The 20313-nt window shown below is 62.8% G+C and carries 20 protein-coding genes; 10 read left to right on the top strand and 10 right to left on the bottom strand.

The window, feature by feature from the left end:
• Positions 1–2: 2 nt before the first annotated feature.
• From BM026_RS08395 to BM026_RS08355, 9 genes are all read left to right on the top strand, one after another.
• Complete coding sequence (locus tag BM026_RS08395; RefSeq protein WP_071492074.1) at positions 3–746, top strand: quinoprotein dehydrogenase-associated SoxYZ-like carrier; 744 nt, start codon at positions 3–5, stop codon at positions 744–746.
• Positions 743–1681, top strand: coding sequence for a quinoprotein relay system zinc metallohydrolase 1 (locus tag BM026_RS08390; protein ID WP_371914404.1), 939 nt, complete (start codon positions 743–745; stop codon positions 1679–1681). The genes BM026_RS08395 and BM026_RS08390 overlap by 4 nt, the downstream gene beginning before the upstream one ends.
• Positions 1682–1695: 14 nt before the next feature.
• On the top strand, positions 1696–3216 hold the full coding sequence (locus tag BM026_RS08385; protein ID WP_093124282.1) for an acetaldehyde dehydrogenase ExaC: 1521 nt from the start codon (positions 1696–1698) through the stop codon (positions 3214–3216).
• 241 nt (positions 3217–3457) lie between these two features.
• Positions 3458–3529: a pyrroloquinoline quinone precursor peptide PqqA gene (gene pqqA, locus BM026_RS08380; protein ID WP_010209364.1), complete on the top strand. Its 72-nt coding sequence runs from the start codon at positions 3458–3460 to the stop codon at positions 3527–3529.
• Between the two features lie 104 nt (positions 3530–3633).
• A complete protein-coding gene (gene ercA, locus BM026_RS08375) occupies positions 3634–4797 on the top strand; it encodes an alcohol dehydrogenase-like regulatory protein ErcA (RefSeq protein WP_093528033.1) in 1164 nt (387 codons plus the stop codon).
• The gene (locus BM026_RS08370) at positions 4781–6151 is read left to right on the top strand and encodes an ATP-binding response regulator (RefSeq protein WP_092244702.1); all 1371 of its coding nucleotides are present in this window, start codon (positions 4781–4783) and stop codon (positions 6149–6151) included. Before ercA ends, BM026_RS08370 begins: the two co-directional genes overlap by 17 nt.
• A 64-nt stretch (positions 6152–6215) precedes the next feature.
• Complete coding sequence (locus BM026_RS08365; protein WP_092244705.1) at positions 6216–7679, top strand: DASS family sodium-coupled anion symporter; 1464 nt, start codon at positions 6216–6218, stop codon at positions 7677–7679.
• A gap of 148 nt (positions 7680–7827) precedes the next feature.
• Positions 7828–9474 (top strand): MFS transporter, encoded by a 1647-nt coding sequence (locus BM026_RS08360; protein ID WP_093528029.1) that lies wholly within the window; start codon positions 7828–7830, stop codon positions 9472–9474.
• Positions 9471–10622 carry an HlyD family secretion protein gene (locus tag BM026_RS08355; RefSeq protein WP_093528026.1) on the top strand — a complete coding sequence of 384 codons (1152 nt, stop codon included), beginning with the start codon at positions 9471–9473 and terminating at the stop codon, positions 10620–10622. The genes BM026_RS08360 and BM026_RS08355 overlap by 4 nt, the downstream gene beginning before the upstream one ends.
• Before the next feature lie 67 nt (positions 10623–10689).
• On the opposite strand, the gene BM026_RS08350 is transcribed toward BM026_RS08355, so the two are convergent.
• The 10 genes from BM026_RS08350 to BM026_RS08305 all read right to left on the bottom strand — a co-directional run bounded on the left by BM026_RS08350 (position 10690) and on the right by BM026_RS08305 (position 19445).
• Positions 10690–11586, bottom strand: coding sequence for an aldose 1-epimerase (locus BM026_RS08350; protein ID WP_093124263.1), 897 nt, complete (start codon positions 11584–11586; stop codon positions 10690–10692).
• Positions 11586–12866, bottom strand: coding sequence for a TRAP transporter large permease (locus BM026_RS08345; RefSeq protein WP_092244716.1), 1281 nt, complete (start codon positions 12864–12866; stop codon positions 11586–11588). Before BM026_RS08345 ends, BM026_RS08350 begins: the two co-directional genes overlap by 1 nt.
• Before the next feature lies 1 nt (position 12867).
• A complete protein-coding gene (locus tag BM026_RS08340; protein ID WP_071492065.1) occupies positions 12868–13395 on the bottom strand; it encodes a TRAP transporter small permease in 528 nt (175 codons plus the stop codon).
• Between the two features lie 64 nt (positions 13396–13459).
• Entirely contained in the window at positions 13460–14422 is a 963-nt protein-coding gene (locus tag BM026_RS08335; RefSeq protein WP_071492064.1) for a TRAP transporter substrate-binding protein, read from the bottom strand.
• A 51-nt stretch (positions 14423–14473) separates the two neighbouring features.
• Positions 14474–15349, bottom strand: a complete 876-nt coding sequence (locus tag BM026_RS08330; protein ID WP_093512933.1) for an SMP-30/gluconolactonase/LRE family protein — start codon at positions 15347–15349, stop codon at positions 14474–14476.
• 2 nt (positions 15350–15351) lie between these two features.
• Positions 15352–16176 carry an NAD-dependent epimerase/dehydratase family protein gene (locus BM026_RS08325; RefSeq protein ID WP_093528023.1) on the bottom strand — a complete coding sequence of 275 codons (825 nt, stop codon included), beginning with the start codon at positions 16174–16176 and terminating at the stop codon, positions 15352–15354.
• A gap of 147 nt (positions 16177–16323) precedes the next feature.
• A complete protein-coding gene (locus BM026_RS08320) occupies positions 16324–17586 on the bottom strand; it encodes an OprD family porin (protein ID WP_093528020.1) in 1263 nt (420 codons plus the stop codon).
• Positions 17587–17756: 170 nt separating this feature from the next.
• Positions 17757–18614: a copper homeostasis membrane protein CopD gene (gene copD / locus BM026_RS08315; protein ID WP_071492060.1), complete on the bottom strand. Its 858-nt coding sequence runs from the start codon at positions 18612–18614 to the stop codon at positions 17757–17759.
• 3 nt (positions 18615–18617) lie between these two features.
• The gene (copC, locus tag BM026_RS08310) at positions 18618–18983 is read right to left on the bottom strand and encodes a copper homeostasis periplasmic binding protein CopC (RefSeq protein WP_093124246.1); all 366 of its coding nucleotides are present in this window, start codon (positions 18981–18983) and stop codon (positions 18618–18620) included.
• A gap of 18 nt (positions 18984–19001) precedes the next feature.
• A complete protein-coding gene (locus tag BM026_RS08305; RefSeq protein ID WP_092244734.1) occupies positions 19002–19445 on the bottom strand; it encodes a GNAT family N-acetyltransferase in 444 nt (147 codons plus the stop codon).
• A 143-nt stretch (positions 19446–19588) separates the two neighbouring features.
• On the opposite strand from BM026_RS08305, the gene BM026_RS08300 reads away from it, so the two are divergent.
• Positions 19589–20209, top strand: coding sequence for a TetR/AcrR family transcriptional regulator (locus BM026_RS08300; protein WP_025854871.1), 621 nt, complete (start codon positions 19589–19591; stop codon positions 20207–20209).
• Positions 20210–20313: the final 104 nt, after the last annotated feature.

The raw sequence follows: 20313 nt of genomic DNA, 5'->3' as shown, positions 1-20313 counted from the left end.
CCATGGGCCTGCGCGGGTGGTGGCTGTGCTGTGTGCCGATGCTGGCCTGGGGCGCGCCCGTCGACCCGGTGCCCTCGGTGATGTGGGCCTACTATCACCAGCGCTTGCTCGACAATGCAGCGTTTGTGTTCGACGAGCGGGTGAAGCTCCTGGCGCCGCCGTTCGCCGAGGATGCGCGACAGGTGCCGCTGGAGATCGACGCCCGCGCCTTCAAGGGGGACGTGGTGAAGATCCTTGCCTGGGCCGAGCTGAACCCTCTGCCGCAGATCGTCGATTTCCAGCCGTTGGGGCCAGTACTGCCGTGGCTGTCGCTGCGGATTCGTATCGAACAGGCCACGCCGTTGCGTGCAGCGGTGCTCACCCGGGATGGCATGTGGCATGTCGGCTCGGCCCTGATCGATGCCGCCGGTGGCGGCTGCACCGCGCCCAGCGTGGTGCGCACCCAACCCGGCTGGGAAGAGCACCTGGGCGAAGTGCTCGGCGGCCGTTACCCGCGTGCCGAGTTCAGCCGCGTGAAACTGCAAGTTGCCCATCCGATGGATAACGGCATGATCAGCGGTATTCCCGAATTCTTTATCCACCAGGCCGAGCTGCGCGGCGCAGATAACCAACTGCTGGCACGCCTGGAACTGTTCCCCGCCGTCAGCGAAAACCCCAGCCTGGCCTTCGACATCGAAGGCCGCGAGCCCACGCGCCTGACCCTGCGCGACACCAGCGGCAACCAGTTCGAGGCGGCCATCCCATGAGCCTGCGCTGGATTGTGCTGTGGCTGCTGCTGTTCAGCCTGCCGGTGCTGGCGGACCTGGATTACGTCCTCAAACCTCGGTTGATCGCCGATAACACCTGGCTGCTGGAAGGCAGCACCGACAACTTCACCAGGGACAATGGCGGCAATATCGTCAATGTCGGGTTCATCGTCACCGAGCCCGGCGTGGTGGTGATCGACACCGGGCCGTCCAGGCGCTACGGCGAAGCCCTGCGCCAGGCCATCGCCCGTGTCACCGACAAACCGGTGATCCAGGTGCTGCTGACGCACCACCATCCCGACCACGCCCTGGGCAACCAAGCCTTCAGGGATGTACCGATTGGCGCCCTGGCCGGCACCAAGGATTTGCTGCATGAGCAGGGCGACAGCATGGCTGAGAACCTGTACCGCATGGTGGGTGACTGGATGCGCGGCACCGAAGTGGTGTTGCCCACCGAAGCCCTGCAAGCGGGGGTGAAAACCTTCGGCAGCCACGACCTGCAACTGCTGCACCTGCGCGGCCATACCGGCGCCGACCTGGCGATCCTCGACCGCAGGACCGGCGTGCTGTTTGCCGGCGACCTGGTGTTCTACCAGCGCGCACTCACCACGCCCCACTCACCGGGGCTGGCGATCTGGCTGGCGGATATCGCCACCCTGCAAGGCTTGCCCTGGACCCTGATCGTGCCCGGCCACGGCCCCATTGCGACCGACGCCAAACCCTTCGAACAGATGCGTGACTACCTCACCTGGCTCGATCAATTGCTACGCGACGGGGCAGCCCATGGCAGCGACATGCCCGAGCTGATCCGCAGCCCTATCCCCGAGCGATTCGCGGGCATCAACCTGAGCCGCTATGAACTGACCCGCAGCGTGACCCACCTGTACCCCCACTACGAACGCACCCAGATGCAGCCCATCAACACCCAACAATAAGCAGAGGCCTCACCATGATCTACGCCCAACCTGGCACCCCCGGCGCCATCGTCAGCTTCAAGCCGCGCTACGGCAACTACATCGGCGGTGAGTTCGTCGCGCCGCTCAAGGGTGAGTACTTCACCAATACCTCGCCGGTCACCGGTGAAGTCATCGCCGAGTTCCCGCGTTCCAGCGCCGCCGATGTCGATAAGGCCCTTGACGCCGCCCACGCCGCCGCCGATGCCTGGGGCAAGACCTCGGCCCAGGACCGCGCCCTGGTGCTGCTGAAAATCGCCGACCGTATCGAGCAGAACCTGGAAGTGCTGGCTGTGGCCGAGACCTGGGACAACGGCAAGGCCGTGCGCGAAACCCTCAACGCCGACGTGCCCCTGGCCGCTGACCATTTCCGCTACTTCGCCGGGTGCATCCGTGCCCAGGAAGGCGGGGCCGCCGAGATCAACGAGCACACAGCGGCTTATCATTTTCACGAACCATTGGGCGTGGTCGGGCAGATCATCCCGTGGAACTTCCCATTGCTGATGGCGGCGTGGAAACTCGCGCCGGCACTCGCCGCCGGTAACTGCATCGTGCTCAAGCCGGCCGAGCAGACGCCGTTGTCGATCATGGTGTTTGCCGAGCTGATCGGCGACCTGCTGCCGCCCGGCGTGCTGAACATCGTGCAAGGTTTTGGCCGCGAAGCCGGGGAGGCCCTGGCTACCAGCAAGCGCATCGCCAAGATCGCCTTTACCGGCTCCACCCCGGTGGGCGCGCACATCATGCACGCGGCGGCCGAGAACATCATCCCGTCCACCGTGGAGCTGGGCGGCAAGTCGCCGAACATCTTCTTCGAAGACATCATGAGCGCCGAGCCTGCGTTTATCGAAAAGGCGGCCGAAGGTCTGGTGCTGGCGTTCTTCAACCAGGGCGAAGTGTGCACCTGCCCCTCGCGGGCGCTGGTGCAGGAGTCGATCTACGAGCCGTTCATGGCCGAGGTGATGAAGAAGATCGTCAAGATCAAGCGCGGCAACCCGCTGGACACCGAGACTATGGTCGGCGCCCAGGCCTCGGAGCAGCAATACGACAAGATCCTGTCCTACCTCAAGATCGCCCAGGAAGAGGGCGCGGTGCTGCTCACCGGCGGCGCGGCCGAGCGCCTGGAAGGCGACCTGTCCAGCGGCTATTACATCCAACCGACCCTGCTCAAGGGCCACAACAAGATGCGTGTGTTCCAGGAGGAAATCTTCGGCCCGGTGGTGGGCGTGACCACCTTCAAGGACGAGGCCGAAGCCCTGGCGATTGCCAATGACAGCGAGTTCGGCCTGGGCGCCGGCCTGTGGACCCGCGACATCAACCGCGCCTACCGCATGGGCCGGGCGATCAAGGCGGGTCGGGTGTGGACCAACTGTTATCACCTGTACCCGGCGCATGCGGCGTTTGGCGGGTACAAAAAATCGGGCGTCGGGCGTGAAAACCACAAGATGATGTTGGATCACTACCAGCAGACCAAGAACCTGCTGGTGAGCTACGACATCAACCCGCTGGGCTTCTTCTGACCCTCTGATTGCAACGCGGTCCCCTGTGGGAGGGGGCTTGCCCCCGATAGCGGTGTGTCATTGACATAAATGTTGACTGACCCGCTGCCATCGGGGGCAAGCCCCCTCCCACATTTTGGCCTCTGTACATTCGCGACTAATGCAGTGCGCTTGATACTTCGAAAGTAGCATTCGCTGCCCCATCCCCCCATGCATTAATGACCCCACCGGAATTTTCCGGAACAACAAGAGGACTGCCCCCATGTGGACCAAACCTGCGTTTACCGACCTGCGTATCGGCTTCGAAGTGACCATGTACTTCGCCAGCCGTTGATCGCGGGAGCTGTCGGAAGGATGCCTCTTTGGTCTGATTGCATTCGCAGCCGGATCGGTTAGTGTGGAGCGCATTCTTCCAAAATAATAAAAACAGGCTTTCCAATGAGCCCAAATCTGAGCCTCCTGCGTAAATTCGTCTCGCCTGAAATCATCTTTGGAGCCGGTTGCCGGCACAACGTCGGTAACTACGCCAAGACCTTCGGCGCGCGCAAGGTGCTGGTGGTCAGCGACCCTGGCGTGATCGCCGCCGGTTGGGTGGCCGATGTGGAAGCCAGCCTGCAAGCCCTCGGCATCGACTACTGCCTGTACAGCGCCGTCTCGCCCAATCCGCGTGTCGAAGAAGTGATGACCGGCGCCGAGGTGTACCGCGAACACCACTGCGACGTGATCGTAGCCATCGGCGGCGGCAGCCCGATGGACTGCGGCAAGGCCATCGGCATCGTGGTGGCCCACGGGCGCAGCATTCTTGAGTTCGAGGGCGTCGACACCCTTCGCGTGCCCAGCCCGCCGCTGATCCTGATCCCCACCACCGCCGGCACCTCGGCGGATGTCTCGCAGTTCGTGATCATTTCCAACCAGCAGGAACGCATGAAGTTCTCTATCGTCAGCAAGGCGGTAGTGCCGGATGTGTCGCTGATCGACCCGGAAACCACGGCCAGCATGGACCCGTTCCTGTCCGCCTGCACCGGCATCGACGCATTGGTGCATGCTATCGAGGCGTTCGTTTCCACCGGCCACGGCCCACTCACCGACCCCCATGCGCTGGAGGCAATGCGCCTGATCAACGGCAACCTGGTGCAGATGATCGCCAACCCTACGGATATCGCCCTGCGCGAGAAGATCATGCTCGGCAGCATGCAGGCCGGGTTGGCGTTTTCCAACGCGATTCTCGGCGCAGTGCACGCCATGTCCCACAGCCTCGGCGGCTTCCTCGACCTGCCCCATGGGCTGTGCAACTCAGTGCTGGTGGAGCATGTGGTGGCGTTCAACTACAGCTCGGCGCCGGAGCGTTTCAAGGTGATTGCCGAGACGTTTGGCATCGACTGTCGCGGCCTCAATCACCGGCAGATCTGCGGGCGGCTGGTGGAGCATTTGATAGCGCTCAAGCGGGCCATCGGCTTCCACGAAACCCTGGGCCTGCATGGTGTGCGCGTGGCGGATATTCCGTTCCTGTCCCAGCATGCGATGGGGGATCCGTGCATCCTCACCAACCCGAGAGAGTCGAGCCAGCGTGACGTCGAGGTCGTCTATGGCGAAGCTCTCTGACGACCAGCAACGCGCACTCGCCGGGTTGCTGGGGCTGGGCGACCAGTCGGCGCGCAAGAGCCATTACCCGGAACTCACGGCGCGGCTGGATGAGCTGGAGGCTGAGCGCAAGCGCTATATCCGTCTCAATGACGAGTTGGAGCAGCGGGTCGCCGCACGCACCGACGAACTGTTGGAAGCCAACCACAACCTGCAACAGCAGATCGCCCAGCGCGAGCAGATCGAACAGGACCTGCGCGACGCCCGCGACGCCGCCCAGGCCGCCAACCGCAGCAAGGACAAATACCTCGCCGCCGCCAGCCACGACCTGTTGCAACCGCTGAATGCCGCACGCTTGTTGATCGCCACCTTGCGTGAACGGTCGTTGCCCAGCGTCGAGCAGGTGCTGGTGGAGCGCACGCACCAGGCGCTGGAGGGCGCCGAGGACTTGCTCACCGACTTGCTGGACATCTCGCGGCTCGACCAGGCGGCGGTCAAGCCAGATGTGGCGCTGTACCGCCTCGACGAATTGTTCGCGCCGCTGGTCTCGGAGTTCCAGTCGGTGGCCCAGGCGGCCGGGTTGAACCTGCGGGTGCACACCGGCTGCTATGCGATCAGCACCGACTTGCGATTGCTGACGCGGATTTTGCGTAACTTCCTCAGCAATGCCTGCCGCTATACCGACGAAGGTTGCATCCTGTTGGGCGCGCGCAAGCGGGGCGATTGCCTGCGCCTGGAGGTCTGGGACACCGGGCGCGGGATTGCGGAGGACCGGCTGGAGGCGATCTTCCTCGAGTTCAACCAGCTCGACGTCGGCCGCGCTGCGGACCGTAAAGGCGTTGGGCTGGGGCTGGCGATTGTCGAGCGGATCGCCGAGATCCTGGGTTACCCCATCGCCGTACGCTCGTGGCCGGGACGTGGCTCGATGTTCAGTATCGAGGTGCCGTTGAGCAACGAGATCCCTCTGCCGATCAGCCAATTGCCAGCCCAGCCGACCACCGGCAACCCGCTGCCGGGACGGCGTCTGCTGGTGATCGACAACGAGGTGAGCATCCTCGACAGCATGCGCGCGCTACTCGGGCAATGGGGCTGTGATGTGGTCACCGCCACCGACCAGGCCGGAGCGTTGCTGGCGTTGGAGGGCAGGGCGCCGGAACTGATCCTGGCCGATTATCACCTCGACCATGGGGTGGTGGGGTGTGCGGTGGTCAAGCACCTGCGTGAGCATTTCGAACTGAACATCCCGGCCGTGATCATTAGCGCCGACCGCACCGACCAGTGCCGTAGGGCGTTGCGCCGGTTGGAAGCGCCGTTGCTGAACAAGCCGGTCAAGCCCGGCAAGTTGCGGGCCGTGTTGAGCCAGTTGTTGGCCTAGGTCAACACGTCGCAGGTGCTTTTAGCCCATGCTCAAGGCCTGAGCTAGAGCCTTGGAGTGGCCCATGAGTGCGGCATCTTTCAAATTACCCCTGGGCCTGGTCGTCGCCGTGTTGGTGATGGCCGGGGTGCTGCTGTTGCCGGTGCCCGCCGACTTGCCGGTCGCCGGGCACCGCATGCTGGCGATCCTCGCGTTTGCCGTGGTGGTGTGGATCACTGAAGCGGTGTCCTATGAAGCCAGTGCGATCATGATCACGTCGCTGATGGCCTTTCTGCTGGGCACCGCGCCGTCGTTGCAGGACACCGCGCATGTGATCGGCACCAGCCCGGCGATCAGCATGGCGCTCACCGGGTTTTCCAACCCGGCGCTGGCGCTGGTGGCCGGGGCGCTGTTTATCGCAGCAGCCATGACCCACACCGGCCTGGACCGGCGTATCGCCTTGGTGACCCTTAGCCGGGTCGGCACCAGCACCCGGCGCATCCTGCTGGGGGCGATTGCGGTGACGGTGCTGCTCAGCCTCGTGGTACCCAGCGCCACGGCGCGCAGTGCCTGCGTGGTGCCGATCATGATGGGCGTGATCGCCGCGTTCGGCGTGGACAAACGCTCGAATATCGCCGCTGGCATCATGATCGTGGTGGCCCAGGGCACCAGCATCTGGAACGTCGGCATCCAGACCGCCGCCGCGCAGAACCTGCTCACCGTCGGTTTCATGGACAAGATGCTTGGCCAGCGCGTGTCGTGGATCGACTGGCTGATTGCCGGCGCGCCGTGGGCGTTGATCATGTCGGCGGTGTTGCTGTTCCTCGTGCTCAAGTTGCTGCCGCCGGAGACCGACAGCATCCCCGGCGGTAAAGAGGCGGTGGCGCAGTCGCTGGTGGAGATAGGGCCGATGACCGGCGCGCAGAAGCGCCTGTTGAGCGTTTCGGTGTTGCTGCTACTGGCCTGGGCCACGGAAGGGCGACTGCACAGTTTCGACACCACCTCGACCACCTACGCCGGCCTGGTGTTCCTGTTATTGCCGGGTATCGGCGTGATGACCTGGAAGGATGTGCAGTCGCGCATTCCGTGGGGAACGGTGATCGTGTTCGGGGTAGGCATCAGCTTGGGAACGGCGCTGCTGACCACCCAGGCCGGGCAATGGCTGGGCGCGCAAGTGGTGGCGCATACCGGGCTTGACCAGGTGGGGCCGCTGGGTGTGTTTGCGATTCTTGGTGCGTTCCTGATCCTGATCCACCTGGGCTTCGCCAGCGCCACCGCGTTGACCTCGGCGCTGTTGCCGATCCTGATCGCGGTGTTGCAGACCTTGCCGGGGGATTTCAGCCGGTTGGGCATGACCATGCTCCTGGGGTTTGTGATGAGCTACGGGTTTATCCTGCCGATCAATGCACCGCAGAACATGGTGTGCCTGGGGACCGGGACGTTCACGGCGCGGCAGTTCGCCAAGGTGGGGGTTCTGGTGACGCTGGTTGGCTACCTGTTGATGCTGGTATTCGCTGCGACCTACTGGAGTTGGCTCGGCTGGATCTGAATACACAGGACATCCCAGCGGGGCAGGGCGACAAGTCGACTTGCCCTCGTACATTTCAGGTTCTTCGCATCAATTATGCCCTCGACATGGCAAGATGAACTCCGCTCAGGTTTACTGTCTCTGAGTATGGGTTTACCTGAGTCATCGAATGAACAAATACACCCCCCACACCTGGGAGCCCCACGAGCGCCCGAGCCTGCCCGGTTCGCCGTCTACGCCGCTGCACCCGACGCACAAGCGTTGGCTGTTCGCGATGGTGGGCGTGCTGGTGGCGATTACCGGTGGGTTGGGAAACGCACTGGTCATCGCCAACCTGCAATACCTGCAAGGCGCACTCGGCGCGACCACCGCTGAAATGGCCTGGCTGCCCGCCGCCTATGTGATGACCAACGTGTGCATGAACCTGCTGCTGGTGAAGTTCCGCCAGCAGTTCGGGCTGCGTGCATTTACCGAGGTGTTCCTGGTGCTGTACGCCTTGGTGACTTTCGGCCACTTGTTCGTCAACGACCTCAGCTCGGCCATCGCGGTGCGCGCGGCCCATGGCATGGTGGGGGCGGCGCTGAGTTCGCTGGGTTTGTACTACATGATCCAGGCGTTCCCGGCCAAGTGGCGCTTGAAGTCCCTGGTGCTGGGGTTGGGTACGGCGCAGTTGGCGTTGCCACTGGCGCGCCTGTTCTCCGAAGACTTGCTGCAAATTGCTGAATGGCGCGGGTTGTATCTGTTTGAACTGGGCATGGCGCTGATCTGCCTGGGCTGCGTATTCCTGCTTAAACTCCCGCCCGGCGACCGCTTCAAGACCTTCGAGAAACTCGACTTCCTCACCTTCGCCATCCTTGCCACCGGTGTCGCCTTGCTCTGCGCCGTGCTGTCCCTGGGCCGCATCGACTGGTGGCTGGAAGCACCGTGGATCGGCATCGCCTCGGCCTGTTCCCTGGTGCTGATCATGGCCGGGCTGGCCATCGAGCATAACCGCGCCAACCCGATGCTGATGACCCGCTGGCTGGGCAGCGGCGTGATGATCCGCCTGGCGCTGGCAGTGATCCTGATCCGCATGGTGCTGTCCGAGCAGTCCACCGGCGCCGTAGGCTTCATGCAGATGTTGAACATGAGCTACCAGCAGATGCACACCCTGTACGTAGTGATGCTGGCCGGGGCGATTGCCGGGTTGGTGGTCAGTGCGTTGACCATCAACCCGGCCCATTTGCTGATGCCGCTGGTGATTTCCCTGGCACTGATGGCCACCGGGTCGGTGATGGACAGTTTTTCCAGCAACCTGACCCGGCCGCAGAACCTGTATGTCAGCCAGTTCCTGCTAGGCTTCGGCGGTACATTCTTCCTGGGGCCGACCATGGTGCTGGGCACCAGGAACGTGCTGGCCAACCCGCGCAACCTGGTGAGTTTCTCGGTGATGTTCGGTATCTGCCAGAACCTCGGCGGCCTGATTGGCGCGGCGTTGCTGGGCACGTTCCAGATCGTGCGCGAGAAGTACCACTCCAGCATGATCGTCGAGCATCTGACCCTGCTCGATCCGCGTGTGGCCGCGCGGGTATCGAGCGGCGGTTCGGCCTATGGCGGCATTGTCGCCGACCCCGAGTTGCGCAACCTCATGGGCATTCGCAGCCTGGCCACGGCGGCGACCCGCGAGGCGAACGTGATGGCCTACAACGATGTCTTCATGCTGATCGCGATCATCGCGATACTGACCATGATCTGGATCTTTATCCGCAGCCTGTGGCTGATGAGCACGACCAAAACAGCAGCCCCTCCCGTTCAACCCAGCGGCGCTTCTTCATGACCGAACCGACTTCCACCACCACGACCACCAACGCCATCGCCGCCACCCCGGAAGGCACCACGCCGCCCGGCGCCTCGGTCACCGAGCCACGTTCCCTGCGGGTGCGCATCGTCTCATCGCTGGGGTTTGCCGCGATTGCCATTGTCGGGGTGCTGATCGTGTTGTATGCCTGGCAGTTGCCGCCGTTCAGCAGCGCCGTGGAAACCACCGAGAACGCCCTGGTGCGTGGGCAGGTGACGATCATCGGCCCGCAACTGAGCGGCTATGTGTTCGAAGTGCCGGTGCAGGACTTCCAATACGTCAAGGCCGGTGACCTGCTGGTGCGCCTCGACGATCGCATCTACAAACAGCGCCTGGACCAGGCGCTGGCGCAACTGGCGGTGCAGAAGGCCTCGCTGGCGAATGTGGTGCAGCAGCGCAACAGCGCCGAAGCCACCATCAAGCTGCGCCAGGCAGCCTTGGTGGACAGCCAGGCACAAGCCCGCAAAAGCACGGCCGATTTGCGCCGCAATGAAGAACTGATCAGCGACGGCTCAGTGTCCAGGCGCGAGCTGGACGTGACCCGCGCCGCCAATGCACAGACCATCGCCGCCGTGGCCCAGGCCCAGGCCAGCCTGGAAATCGCACGACAGGACCTGCAAACAGTGATCGTCAACCGTGGCTCCCTGGAAGCTGCCGTAGCGAGTGCCGAGGCCGCGGTGGAGCTGGCGCGTATCGACCTGTCCAACACCCGCATCACTGCGCCGCGTGACGGTCAGTTGGGGCAGATTGGCGTGCGCCTGGGGGCCTACGTCAACTCCGGCGCGCAACTGATGGCGCTGGTGCCGCCGCAGCTGTGGGTGATTGCCAACATGAAGGAAACCCAGATGGACAACGTGCAGGTCGGCCAGCCGGTGACCTTCACGGTGGATGCCTTGAACCACCGCAAATTCCACGGCACGGTGCAGCATATTTCCCCGGCCACCGGTTCGGAGTTCAGCCTGTTGCAGGCGGACAACGCCACCGGCAACTTCGTGAAGATCGCCCAGCGCGTGCCGGTGCGGATCACCGTAGATCCGAACCAGGCCGAGAGCGAGCGGTTGCGGCCTGGGTTGTCGGTGGTCGTCAGTATCGACACTGCCGGGCGCCTGAAAAACGCTCCACCCTGACACAACACACATCAAAACTGTGGGAGGGGGCTTGCCCCCGATAGCGGTGTGTCAGCTACCCACTGTGTTACTGATTCACCGCCATCGGGGGCAAGCCCCCTCCCACATGTTGTATGTATTTGAGCTTGAAGTTGAGTTGTATCGACTGATTGTGTTCCAGCAGTTTCAGGCCCGGCCGTCCGGCCAGGTGATGGGCATTCACCGGATGGCTCACCGGTTCGATGCAGAAGAACCCCAGCCCCGGTGGGCAATACAGCAGGAAGTAGTCGGCGCCGGTGGCCTGGCATTCCAGCGTGTAGCCCAACTCTGGCTGCTCGATCAGGCAACGCCCGTCCCACTGGCAAAAGCCGTTGTCCACCAGGCCTTCCGGCAAGGTTTTCAACGTCTGGAAGTCCCAGGCGGCGGGTACCGGTGCCAACCCCGTGGGCAGTTTCGACGCATCACTCATCCACACCTGCGAGGCCTTGGCCTGCAACCGCGTTTGCGCTGTGCGCGGCAGGTAGGGATGCAATCCCAAGCCATGCCACGCGGGGTTATCCGCCAGATGGGTCACCCGCAACGTGATGCTCAGTTCACCGCCGCGCAAGCAGAACCGCTGCTCGGCGCGATAGGCGAACGGTGTGTCGCACAGCAGTTCCAGCACCACTTCGTCCGCCGACTGGCTGACCACCTGCCACGCCTGTTGCCAGGCCGACCCATGAATGGGCAGCGGGTCGGTCATGCTGTTCGGCGTGAGCGCCAGCCAGCCGTCGGGGTTATCGAACCCGCCTTGGGCGATCCGGTTGGACCAGGGTGCCAGCGGGTAACAGCCAAGTTTGCCCGGCAGGCCCGTATCCAGGGCCTGTTGGTCGCTGTGGCGCAACAACGGCTGGCCGCTGGCCCGCACGCGCCAGTTGACGATGCTTGCGCCCACGGCCGGGGCCAGGGTGAGGTGGGTCAGGTTGTCTTCCAGTTCGATCAGCATCACAGCACCACGCTTGGCAGCCACAACGACAGCGCCGGAATGTAGGTTACCGCCATCAGGATCAGGAACAGCACCCCATAGAACGGCAGCAGCGCTTTCACGGTCTTCTCGATGCTCACCTTGCCCACTGCGGCGCCCACGAACAACACCGCGCCCACCGGTGGGGTGATCAGGCCGATGCCGAGGTTGACCAGCATGATCATGCCGAAATGCACCGGGTCGACGCCCAGTCCGAGCACCACCGGCAGCAGGATCGGCGTGAGGATCAGGATCAGCGGCGCCATGTCCATCACCGTGCCGAGCAACAGCAGCATGATGTTGATGCACATCAGGATCACGTAGCGGTTGTCCGATAGGGTCAGGAACGCCGTGGTGATCTTCGCCGGGATCTGCATCAGGGTCATGATGTAGCCGAAGCTGGCGGCGAAGGCGATCAGGATCATCACGATGGAAATGGTGCGCACCGTGCGGTGCATCAGCTTGGGCAGCTCGCGCCATTTGTAGTCGCGGTAGATGAACATGGTCACGAAGAATGCCCACAGCACGGCAATCGCGGCCGATTCGGTGGCGGTGAAGATGCCCGAGAGGATGCCGCCGAGGATGATCACCATGGCCATCAGGCCCCAGAGGGCATCGGCGGCGATCTTCAGCGCCTGCTTCAGGGGAATGACTTCGCCCTTGGGGTAGTTGCGCTTTTTCGCAAAGATCAGGCACAGCACCATCAGGCAGGCGCTCATCAACAGGCCCGGCACCACGCCGGCCATGAACAGCGAGGCGATGGACACGGTGCCGCCGGCGGCCAGGGAGTAGAGCACCGAATTATGGCTGGGTGGCGTCAGCAACGCCTGCACCGAACCGCTGACGGTCACGGCGGTGGCAAATTCCCGTGGGTACCCACGGCGTTCCATTTCCGGGATCAGCACCGAGCCGACCGAGGCGGTATCGGCCACCGAGGAGCCGGAGATGGCGCCGAAAAACGTCGAGGCCATGATATTGACGAGGGACAGGCCGCCGCGCACAAAGCCCACCAGCACCCCGGCAAACGCCACCAGCCGACGTGACATGCCACCCTCGGCCATGATCGCTCCGGCTAGCACAAAGAACGGAATCGCCATCAGCGAAAACTTGTTCACGCCCCCGGCCACCTGAATCATCAGGGCCTGGAACGGGATGTCGATCCACCACGCGCCGATCAGTGCCGACATCCCCAGGGCGTAGGCCACTGGCATGCCCAGCAGGATCAAGGCGATAAAACTGCCCAACAGAATCAATGCATCCATTTCAGGCAGCCCCTTCGTTTTCTTCCACCAGGTCGAACCGCACCACGCGCCGCTGGCTCTGGTCGCCGAGCAGGAGTTTTTCCAGCACGAACACCAGGGTCAGCAGCCCGCCGATGGGGATTGGCATATAGGTGATGCCCACGCGCAGTGTGGGGATGGCGCTCATGAACTGGTTCCAGGTGGACAGGCACAACTTGGTGCCCCACACGGCCATGAACAGGCAGATCGTCGCCATCAACAGTTGCGCGACGATACCGGCGATCTGGCGTTGGCGTGGCGGCAGGCGGTCAGTCACCACCGCCACCGACATATGCGCACCCGCGCGGTAACTGGCGGCGGCGCCGACGAAGGTGAAGATCAGCATCAGCAGGATGGCGGTGGGTTCCGGCCAACTGGCGCCGGTGCCGAGGACGTAGCGGGCGAAGATGCCCCAGGGGATGATCAGCGCAACCCCCAGTACCGAAAGGCCGGCGACCCAGATACAGGTCATGTACAGGCGGTCGTTGATGCGCAGCAGTAAATTCTTCATGGCGTTCACCGTAACCGGGCGCGTCGATGCCGACCGCGCCGGGCCTTGCTAGAGAAGGAGGGCGTTACTGAACGGCGTCGATACGCTTGATGATATCGGCGTAAGCCGCGCCGTATTTGGCGCGCACCGGCGCGGTGGCGTCATAGAAGGGCTTTTTGTCGACGGTGATGAATTCCACGCCGGCGGCCTTGAGCTTGGTTTCACTGCTGGCGGACTTGGCGTCCCACAGCACGCGCTCGTCCGCCTGGGCGGCCTTGGCGGCTTTCTTCACCATGTCCTGCTGGGCGGGAGTGAGCTTGTTCCAGGTGATTTTCGACATCACGATGGGCTCGGGCAAGATCAGGTGTTCGGTGAGGGTGTAGTACTTTGCGTTCTGGAAGTGGTTGTGTTCGAGCAGGGTCGGCGGGTTGTTTTCCGCGCCGTCGATCACCCCGGTCTGCAGGGCGCTGAAGATCTCGCCGGTGTCCATGGCAATGCCGTTGGCCCCCATTTCATTGAAGGCCTCGATGAACAACGGGTTGCCTTGCACGCGGATCTTCATGCCCTTGAGGTCTTCGATCTTGCGCACCGGTTTCTTGGTGTAGAGGTTGCGCGTGCCACCGTCCATCCAGGCCAGGGCCACCAGGCCGAATTCCGAATCGGTGATCTTGGCGAGGATCTCATCGCCGATCTCGCCGTCGATGACCTTGCGCATGTGCGCCTGGTCACGGAACACGAACGGCAGGTTGAACACATTCACGTCCGGCACCACCGGGCCGACGATACCGAGGCTGACACGGGTCATCTGGACCGCGCCGACCTGGGCCTGTTCGACCACTTCTTTCTCGGAGCCCAGCACACCGCCGGGGAAGTACTTGAAGGTCAGTTCGCCATTGCTTTCCTTGGTCAGGGCCTTGCCCATGTTTTCTTCGGCGACGACGGTGGGGTAGCCGGCGGGGTGGATGTCGGCGAACTTGATTTCCAGGGCGTGTGCGGCGCTGGCGAGGGTCAAGCATGCAGCGGCGAGCAAGGTGCGTTTGAAGTCCATGGGGTGTCACTCCTGTCTTGTTATTGTTGTATTCAAGGCACAGCGATGCAGCTAGAGGGTGAACGTGGGCTCCGGCAATCCGACAACGCCGGGGTTGAGGGCGAACACGCCGCCGGACAGCGACTGGGGACTCTGGTCGTCACGGATCGAGGTGACGAACAGGGTGTCCAGGCGACTGCCGCCGAAGGCGCACATGGTGGGTTTCTTCACCGGTACGGTGAGGGAGCGGTCGAGGCGGCCGTCGGGGGTGAACCGGTGGATCAGGCCGGCGTCGTTGGCGCAGATCCAGTAGCAGCCGTCGGCGTCTACCGCCGCGCCGTCGGGGCGACCGAGGTAGTTGTGCATGTCCACGAAGACGCGGCGGTTGGAGGGCGTACCGGTGTCGGTGTCGTAGTCGAAGGCCCAGATCTGTTGCACCAAGGGGTGCGAGTCCGAGGCGTACATCGTACGGCCATCCGGGCTGAAGGCCAGACCGTTTAGGGTGATGAAACCGTCCAGTTGTGCATGGGGCGCGGCGCCGCAAGCGTAGCGGTAGAGGATGCCCTCGGCCGCATTCAAGCCCATGTTCAGCACCATGCTGCCGGCCCAGAAGCGGCCCTGGCGATCACAGCGACCGTCGTTCAGGCGCATGTCGGCGCGGGGGTGTTCGACACCGGCCAACGGCGTGGTGTCGAGGCTGCCATCGTTGTGCGGGGTCAGTTGGAAGAAGCCGGTTTCCATTCCCGCGACCCAGTTGCCGGCATTGGTGCGGGCGATACAGGCGAGCATCTGCGGGGCTTTCCAGGCGGCGAGATGGCCGGTGGCAGCACTCCAGCGTTGCAGGCCACCGTTGGGAATATCCACCCAGTACAGTGCGTTCTCCTCGGGCACCCACACCGGGCATTCGCCCACGGCGTTGCGGGCGTCGACGATCAATTCAGCGGTCATGGTCAGTCCCCGAATGGCCCGGCCGCGCAGAACGCGCCACCCTGGTAGACCTTGGCCGGGTCATCGGCGGCCACCGGTGGCTGGGTCTCGACCTGGGCGCGGAACACTTCCGAGCTGTCCTTGGGCGCAAAGCCCAGGTGCGCGGCGTAGCGGTTGTCCCACCAGGTGTCGAGGTTATCCGACATGCCGTACACCACGGTATGGCCGACGTTGGGCGTGTACAGCGCACGTTCCAGCAACTGTGTGAGGTCATCGAAACTCAGCCAGGTGTGCATCATCCGGCGGTTCTGCGGCTCCGGGAACGACGAGCCGATGCGGATGCTCACGGTCTCGATGCCATAGCGGTCGAAGTAGAAACTGGCCATGTCTTCGCCGTAGGACTTGGACAAGCCGTAGTAGCTGTCCGGGCGGCGCGGCGAGTGGGCGTCGAGCTGTTCACCCTGCTTGTAGAAGCCGATCACATGGTTGGAACTGGCGAAGATCACACGCTTCACGCCGTGGCGGCGGGCGGCTTCGTAGATATGGAAAATCCCGCAGATATTGGCGCCGAGCACTTCTTCGAACGAACGCTCAACCGAGACGCCGCCGAAGTGCAGGATGGCGTCGACGCCTTCCACCAGGTGGTGCACGGCTTGCTTGTCGGAAAGGTCGCAGGTCTGCACTTCTTCGGACGCGTCGACGGCCGGCGCCATGTTGGCGATGTCCGACAGGCGCAGCACGTTGGCATAGGGGCGCAGGCGTTCGCGCAGGACTTTGCCGAGGCCGCCGGCGGCACCGGTGAGCAGCAGGCGGTTGAATGGAACAGGCGTGGTTGTGGAAGTGGTCATGAGGGTTCCATTGTTGTTGTAGGTTGTCGTATGACTATATCGAAGTATCGTTAGGGATTCCCTGGGTTGTCAACGCTAATACAGGCGATGGGGTTTCAAATGCGGGATATGCATTGACTCGACGTCTGCGCCCGGCCGGCCCGAAACCTACAGCAGCGAAATCGGGTAGCTGATAAAGAGCCGGTTCTCGTCGAACTCGTTATTGCTGAAGTCCCGACGCATGGTCGAGTTGCGCCAGCGCACGTTCAAGTCCTTGAGTGCACCGCTCTGTACGGTGTAGGCCAACTCTGATTCGCGGCCCCATTCCTTGCCATCGGTGATCGCCCCGGTGTGCACGTTGCTGCCGCTGATGTAGCGGTTCATCAGGGTCAGCCCCGGAATGCCGAGCACCACGAAGTTGAAGTCATGGCGCACCTGCCAGGATTTCTCCTTGGCGTTGTCGTAGCTGGCGTTGTAGCTGTCGTTGGCCAGGGTGCCGCCACTGGTGCCATTGACCCGCATCCACACGCTGTCGCCGGTGAGTTTTTGCAGGCCTACATAGAAGGTGTTGCCGTTGTACCTGGCCGAGAGCAGGGCGAAAGCGGTCTTGTTGTCGAGGTCGCCGGCCAGCGCGCTGCCATCTTCCTTGCCGGTGAAAAAGCCGAGGTTGGCGCCCAGGGTCCAGTCGCCCACGGGTTGGCTGTGGGTCAGGTTGAAATACTGTTGCTGGTAGATGTCGGTGAGTTCGGCGTACCACACACCGACCTGGGTGCGTTTGTCGTTGAAGCTGTATTCGCCGCCACCGAAGTTGAAACGGTCGGAGGTGAACGCGGCCTTGCCGTTCATGAACATGTCTTCCATGCTCGCGTCGTTGCGCGGGCTGTTGCCGCGAAACTGGCCGCCGTAGAGGGTCAGGCCGGCGATCTCATTGGACGTGACCTGGCCGCCACGGAAGGTCTGGGGCAGGGAACGGCCATCGTCGGAGCGCAGGATCGGCAGCACTGGCATCCACTCGCCGACCTTCAATTCAGTCTTCGATAATTTGCTTTTCAGTGCTACGCCCAGGCGGCCGAAATTGTCGGCCGGGCGGCCATCGCTGTGGATCGGCAGCAACTGCGTACCGCCGGTGCCTTTACCGCCATCGAGCTTTTGCGAATACAGGCCCAGCACATCAATACCGAAGCCCACCGTGCCTGTGGTGTAGCCGGACTTGGCATCGAGGATGAAGTTCTGTGTCCACTCTTCGGCCTTGCCCTGAGGGTTGCTCGGGTTGGTGAAGTTGCGGTTGAAATAGGCGTTACGCAGGTTGAGCGTGGCTTTGGCGTCGTCAACGAAGCCTTCGGCATGGGCGTTGAGGGGAAGGGTGAAGGCCAGGCTGCCGAGACCGATAAAACCCAGGCGGACGGAGGAATTGCGGGCGAGTGAACTCACAGTGAAGCTCCCTTTCTTTTGTTGTTTTTATTATTTGTTATACGTTGTCGTACAACATTGGGTGCGATATTTGCGAGGTTTTCAGGCGCTGTCAAGTAGAAGTTATACGATGACCTGCCCGGTATGGAGGTTCAATGTAGGAGGGGGCTTGCCCCCGATGACGGTGTGTTTCAGTCAACCATGAGCATCGGCGGCAAGGTGCCCAGGAGGGAAACGGCGGCGACGGCGGCAATCCCCAGCACCCACTCCAGCTTCACGCTGGCCTTCAGGCTGCCCAGGCGTTCTTCACAGCGCTCGATACGCAGCCGGTTCAACAGCGCCAGGGCCAACATGCCCAGCACCAGCAGCACCTTGATCAACAGGATCAGGGCGAACCCGTTGAACAACGGTGTAGGCCACAGTTGCCCGGTGAGTACACGCACGTTGATCAAGCCAGTCACCAGCAAGCCGGCGACCAGGCCATAACCCACACCGCTGAACCGTCGCAGGATCGGCTCCAGCGCAACAGGCGGGGATTGGCGCAGGATCAACACCAGCAGCAGCAACCCGCCGAGCCAGGCACCGACACACACCAGGTGCACCACCTGATTGAGGATCAGCAACCTGCCGCTGAGTCCGTCCAGCATGGCGCCATGGCCGACCGGTGCCAGTGTCGCCAGCAGCAGTGCGATCACTGGCAGGCGCATCATCGGCCATGGTTTGACCAACACGATCACCAGCAGCAGGTTCAGCAACAGATGCCACACCCACACCTGGCCAAAGAAGGTCTTGCCCAGCACCAGCTGTACGGTGGCCGGCTGCAATGCCGCGTCCCAGCGGCCGGCCATGCTCGCGGTGATCAGCAACAGCCAGGCGAGACCGGAGCCCAGCCCCAGCCAGGCCAACCCCCGGGTGATCCGCTCAAGTTGCCGGTCCAGCGCCGGTTGCGGTGCAGCGCCGAGCAGCCAGGGCCTGAATGCGCAGGCCCCGAACATCAACAACACGACGCTGAAATGCAGGAAACGGCACAGCACCAGCAGGGTAGCCATGGGTTACTGGCCGACCTTGAAGCTGTATTCGCCGTTGCTCTTGTGGGTGTCGACCGAGACCGCGTTCCACACCACTTTGTAGGTACCGGCGGCCAACGGGGCGGCCGGGGTGACCACCAGCACTTTCTTGTCGGCGTCCGGCGTTTCCAGGCCCTTGATCGCGACTTCGGTGCCGTCCTTGCTCAGGGACACCTTGGTGAAGGTGGCTTCGACGCCTTCGCTGAAGGTCAGGCGCAGGTCCTTGGGCGCAGCGACGCTGCTGTCGGCCGCTGGCTCCGCACCCTTGAGGTGGGCATGGGCAAACGCTGCCGAGGCGCCGAGCAAGGAAGCGAGCAGGGCGAGGGTGGTGAGGCTTTTCTTGATCAACATTGTTCAATACCTTCGGGGTCAGGGAGTCGGTAGAGCCATGTGCAGCAAGGGAAAGGGCTTGCCTTCGCCATCCAGCGGCGAGCGCGCGACCTGGATAAAACCATAGTGCAGGTAGAACCCCACGGCTTGTGGGTTTTGTTCGTTTACATCGACGGTGAGCGTGTCGTGACGGGCACGGGCGTGGTCCAGCAACTGGCGGCCGATGCCCTGGCCACGACGCTCGGGGTCGATAAACAGCATCTCCACATTGTTCCCGCCGGTACCGATAAAACCGGCGATGCCTTGTTGATCTTCATACACCCACACTTCCAGGGCAGGCATCGGCAGGTAGGTGTCGCGTACCAGGGGCAGCAAACGTTGAATGTCATCCTCGGGGAGGAAGTCATGGGTGGCGCGCACCGAGCGTTCCCACAGTGCTCCCAGCACGGTGTCGTCGGTGGCCACACGAGGTCGAATAGTCATTGCAATGATCCTTCATGGGGACCGCGATCCTAACCAATCCGATTTCCGGGGGAAAGGTTCGCGTCAGAAGTTTCGCTATGGCCTGTCGCCCCGATCTAGAGCCGATGGTAGTCTTTAAGCCAAGTTGTTGTCAGGGAGCCCTTATGGGCAATCACAAGATCGGAATTCGTCGGGTCAACGTCGAAAAAATCCTGCTGGCCGCGGAGAAAATCTTCGCCGAAAAAGGCTACGGCAGCACCGCCATGGCCGACATCGCTGAAGAAGTGCAACTGCCGCGCTCCAACCTGCATTACTACTTCACCACCAAGAGCGAGCTCTACAGCGCCGTGCTGTTCGACCTGCTGGAAGTGTGGAAGCAGGACGCCCTGAGCTTCGAGACCTTCGATGACCCCCGGGTGGTGCTCAGCAGCTACATCCGCGCCAAGATGCAGCGCTCGCGCACGCGACCGTATGGTTCGAAAGTCTGGGCCAACGAAATCATCCACGGCGCGCCGACCTTGGGTGAGGCGCTGGATGAAAGCCTGTACGACTGGGCCAAGATGAAGGAAGCGAAAATTCGCCAATGGGTGGAGGACAAACGCATCTTGCCGGTGGAGCCATCGAGCCTGCTGTACATGATCTGGGCCTCGACCCAGCACTATGCGGACTTTGATCACCAGGTGAAAATCTTGAATGATCACCAGCCGTTGTCGGATATGCAGTTCGAGAAGGCGATCCAGACGGTGACCAGTGTGATTTTGCGGGGGATTGGGTTGGAGCCTTGATCTTTGTTGGGGCTGAGGGCCTCATCGGGGGCAAGCCCCCTCCCACACCTGACTGCATTTCACCTGAAAGAATGCGGTCGAATGTGGGAGGGGGCTTGCCCCCG

The sequence above is a fragment of the Pseudomonas sp. NFPP24 genome, assembly GCF_900112095.1.
Lineage (GTDB): Bacteria > Pseudomonadota > Gammaproteobacteria > Pseudomonadales > Pseudomonadaceae > Aquipseudomonas > Aquipseudomonas extremorientalis.
This window is presented reverse-complemented; position numbering and strand designations above follow the sequence as displayed.